The 3,988-nt window shown below is 72.5% G+C and carries 1 protein-coding gene and 1 pseudogene; both read right to left on the bottom strand.

Annotated elements, in window-relative coordinates; translation table 11 throughout:
* Positions 1-56: 56 nt before the first annotated feature.
* Positions 57-3,434: a nitrate- and nitrite sensing domain-containing protein gene (locus ACYVO2_RS37115; protein ID WP_461012539.1), complete on the bottom strand. Its 3,378-nt coding sequence runs from the start codon at positions 3,432-3,434 to the stop codon at positions 57-59.
* A gap of 458 nt (positions 3,435-3,892) precedes the next feature.
* Positions 3,893-3,988, bottom strand: a pseudogene (locus ACYVO2_RS37120) (ATP-binding protein); the annotation flags it as partial.

A 3,988-nucleotide genomic window follows, 5' to 3' on the forward strand; every position in this document is an offset into this window, starting at 1 on the left:
ACGAAGTTGGTGATCAACCAGTTCAGATTCTGCGCCGCCTGGCTCATCGCACTCAACTAACGCTCCTGGTGATTGGGGCCGAGGCCCTCGCCGTTGCTGTCACTGCTCTGCTGTCGTCCCTGCTGGACACCGCGGCGCAGACTGGTGAGCCTGCCGCGGATCTCCTCCGGCGTACGGGAGACCTGCGGGCCGTCCTGCGGGGTGTGCTGCGCGCTCCCCGGTATCAGGTTGGCCTTCGGGACCCGCCGCGGGAGACCGGAGGCGGTGACCCCGCCCGCCCGCGGCTCGCGGACCTGGGAGGCCCGCTGCCAGTGGTTGTCGTTGTCCGACCGCCACTCGTCGTTCGTGGCGCCCTCGGCCCCGGCGCCCTGCGGGGCGGCGCCCTGCGCGGGATCGGGGACCTGGGGGGCTGCCGGCGCGGGCGGCTCCTCGGCCGGCCGCTGATGCCACGGCCCGTTCCCGCTCCCACTGGGGGTCTGCCGGGGGGTCTTCGGCTGCCGGCGGGGAAGCCCGCTTTCGGTGAAGCTTACGCTCTGCCGGTCCGCCGCGTCGCCGTAACCGGCGCCACCGTCCCCGTCACCGGCGGGCGCCGAGGGCTGCGACGAGGGCTTCCGGCCCTGGTCGGCGTAGCCCTGGTACGCGTCCTGCCCGTAACCGCCCGGGTACGCCGGGGGTTCCTGCCCGCCCGGATCGCCGTACCCGGACTCCTCCGGGGAGGCGGCGCCGGGGTACGGCCGCTGCTCCGGGAAGCCCTGCCCGAAACCGGACCGGTAGCCGTCGGCGTAGCCGGGGTCCGCGGGCCAGTCCCCGCCGTCGGGGTGGCCGCCGCCCGCGTAGGAGGACGAGGGCTCCTCGTAGCCGGACCCCTCCCCGTACGGGGCGCCCTCCTGGCCGGGGTTTTCCTCGTACGGGGCCTGCGGAGTGGCGAACTGGCCGGTGTCCTCGTACGGGGCCTGGGGGGCGGCGAACTGGCCGGTGTCCTCGTAGGAGGCCTGAGGGGCGGCGAACTGCCCGGTGTCCTCGTAGGAGGCCTGCGGGACGGCGAACTGCCCGGTGTCCTCGTAGGCGGGGGCCGCGGGGAACTCGGAGGCGGCGTACCGGTCGTCGAGGTAGGGCGGCTGGCCGGGCGCGCCGGCACCGCCGTCGAACCCGCCCGCCTGCCCGGTCCGCTGCTCCGGCGCGGGCGCCTCGCCGCGGCCGGCCGCGTCCAGGGCGGCGCGGCGCTCCCTGCGCTGGAGGGAGCGGCCCACCGGGTCGAGCGCGGCGTCGCCCTCGACCGCGGTGTACCGCGAGTCGTCGAAGCCCAGCTCGGCGGCGCTGCGCACGGCGCCGGCGGCGTTCTGCGGGTTCTGCTCGGGCACGATCCGGGAGACCTGGAAGTCGGCCTCCTCGTCGGGCGCGGCGCCGCCGTGGGTGATCGGCTCGGGCAGCATCACCAGCGAGGTGGTGCCCGCGGACTCGCCGGACGGGCGGAGCTGCACCCGGATGTCGTGCCGCTGGGCGAGGCGGCCGACCACGAACAGGCCCATGCGCCGGGCGATGGACACGTCCACCGTCGGCGGGTTGGACAGCTTGTGGTTGATGTCCGCGAAGTCCTCCGCGGTGAGCCCGATGCCCTTGTCGTGGATCTCGACCATGACCCGGCCGTCGGGCAGCCGGGTGCCGTTGACCCGCACCTTCGTCTGCGGGCTGGAGAAGGAGGTGGCGTTCTCCAGCAGCTCGGCGAGCAGGTGCACCAGGTCGTTCACCGCGGTGCCGTGGATCTCGGTGTCGGGGACGCCCGACAGCTCGATGCGCTCGTACTGCTCCACCTCGGAGGCGGCGGCGCGCAGCACGTCCACCAGCGGCACCGGCTGGTTCCACCGGCGGCCCGGCTCCTCGCCCGCGAGGACCAGCAGGTTCTCGCCGTTGCGGCGCATGCGGGTGGCCAGGTGGTCCAGCTTGAACAGGTTCTCGAGCTGGTCCGGGTCGGTCTCGTTGTTCTCCAGGTCCGTGATCAGGCTCAACTGGCGCTGGATGAGGCCCTGGTTGCGGCGGGAGAGGTTGGTGAAGATCGCGTTGACGTTGCCCCGCAGCAGCGCCTGCTCGGCGGCGAGCCGCACGGCCTCCCGGTGCACCTGGTCGAAGGCGCGGGCGACCTGGCCGATCTCGTCGCGGCCGAACAGCGGGATCGGCTCCACCCTGGTGTCCACGCGGCCCGGGTCGGTCTTGGAGAGGTTCTCCACCAGGCCGGGCAGCCGGACCTCGGCGATGTCCATGGCCGAGCCGCGCAGGGTGGCCATGCCGCGCACCATCGAGCGGGAGACGAAGAAGGTGAGCAGACCGGCGAGCAGCAGCATCGCCAGCGCGGCGGCGCCGTTGATGATCGCGTCGCGCTCGGCGTCGGTCTTGGCCTGGGCGGACTCCGCCACGATCTCGTTGGTGATCTGGAGTTCGACCTTGCGCATCAGGTCGAACTCGACCGACGACAGCTTGAACCACTCCGTGGGCCGCAGCCCCGCCTCGGCCAGGGAGTCGCCGGGGTTCACCGCGAGCACGCGGCGCATGTAGGTGTTGGCGTCGTCCAGGCTGGGGCTCTGCACCGTGCGGTTGTACAACCGCACGTCCTGCGGCAGCGCGCCCGCGGTGAACTCCTCCACGGCCACGCTCTTGAGCGTGGTGGCCGCCTGGATGGTCACCGCGTCCGGCGTGCTCAGCCGGTCGCGGGCGAGCACCACCTGCACCGCGGCGCGCTGCGTGGAGGCGGACGCCTTGGCCAGCGAGATGGCGTACATGGCGCGGCCGCGGCTGTTGATGCCGGTGGAGCGGGACCCCAGCTCGTTGGTGAAGGCGTTGAGCGGGCGGAACAGGTCCGAGTACGCGGTGATGGTGGCCGTGGGCGCCAGGTCGGAGCTGAAGGCGTCCTGCCGCAGCGAGTCCAGGGAGCCCAGCGTGGCCTCGGCGGCCCGCACCCGGTTGCGGACCCCCGTGTCGCCCTCGATCCTCGCCGCGTCGGCGCGGAACTGCGCCAGGCGCTCGTCGGTCTCGGCGCGGGCGTTCTTGACGTCGTTGGAGTTGCGGTCGCCGCGGGACAGCGGCAGGACGGAGACGTCCCGCTCGTACTCCAGGGCGTTGACCAGGCTGGTCGCGCTGTGCGCGAGCCGGGCGGCGCGCTCGGCGTCCGCCGCCTGCCGGGCGGTCTCCACCGAGTCGGCGACCCGCAGGCCCGCGAAGACCAGGCCGGTCACCACCGGGATGGCCAGGATGGCCAGCAGACGGGTGGGCACCCGCCAGTTGCGCAGGGCGAATCTCCTGGTGGCACCGGGCGGCGGCGAGATGCCGCCGCTGTCGTCGGGCCCACCGGGCGGCGGGGCGGCGGGCGTGGGCGGGGTGAAGTTGCCTCGGCTCGCCGACGTCTGCGGCGACTGTGCCGTGACGCCCTCACGCGCCGGCACTGTCCTGGTACGCCTCACTCGACCAACAACCTCTCGGCCCAAAGCAGGCCAATCATCGAACCAACCGCGGCCCTCGCTGCGTCCGCAACTCCCAAGATTGCGTCAACAGCCGAGAGTTCGACGCATTGGAGCACGCCTGCACGGCGGGCACCAAACAGCCGCGCACGGCGCCCCGTTCGCGGGTATTCGGGACATAAGTGTGTGGATTTCGCAAAGGGCGGCGGGTATTTGTGCGCTGCGAAACCATCCGGCCGCTCCCCGTGTTCGTGCGGGTGGGGAATGTCTGTCGAAACGTTATGAGAACCGTTATGAAGCGAAGGACCGGCCGTGAACTGCGCCACAGCCGGTCCTGAGCCGCCGGTGTGCCGGCCGGAGTTCTTCTGTTGTCCCACTGCGCCGCCGCCTGGCCCGCCTACGGTGTTACCGCTGGTTACGCGGCTGTCCCGTCGTCCGCGAGATCATTTCAGGCGCGCCAGGAGCGCGTGTTCGACGAGGGTGATGAGTGCGGATTTGGCTTCGGCGCGCTGGCGTGCGTCGGTGGTGATGATGGGGGT

The sequence above is a fragment of the Streptomyces capparidis genome (assembly GCF_054782095.1).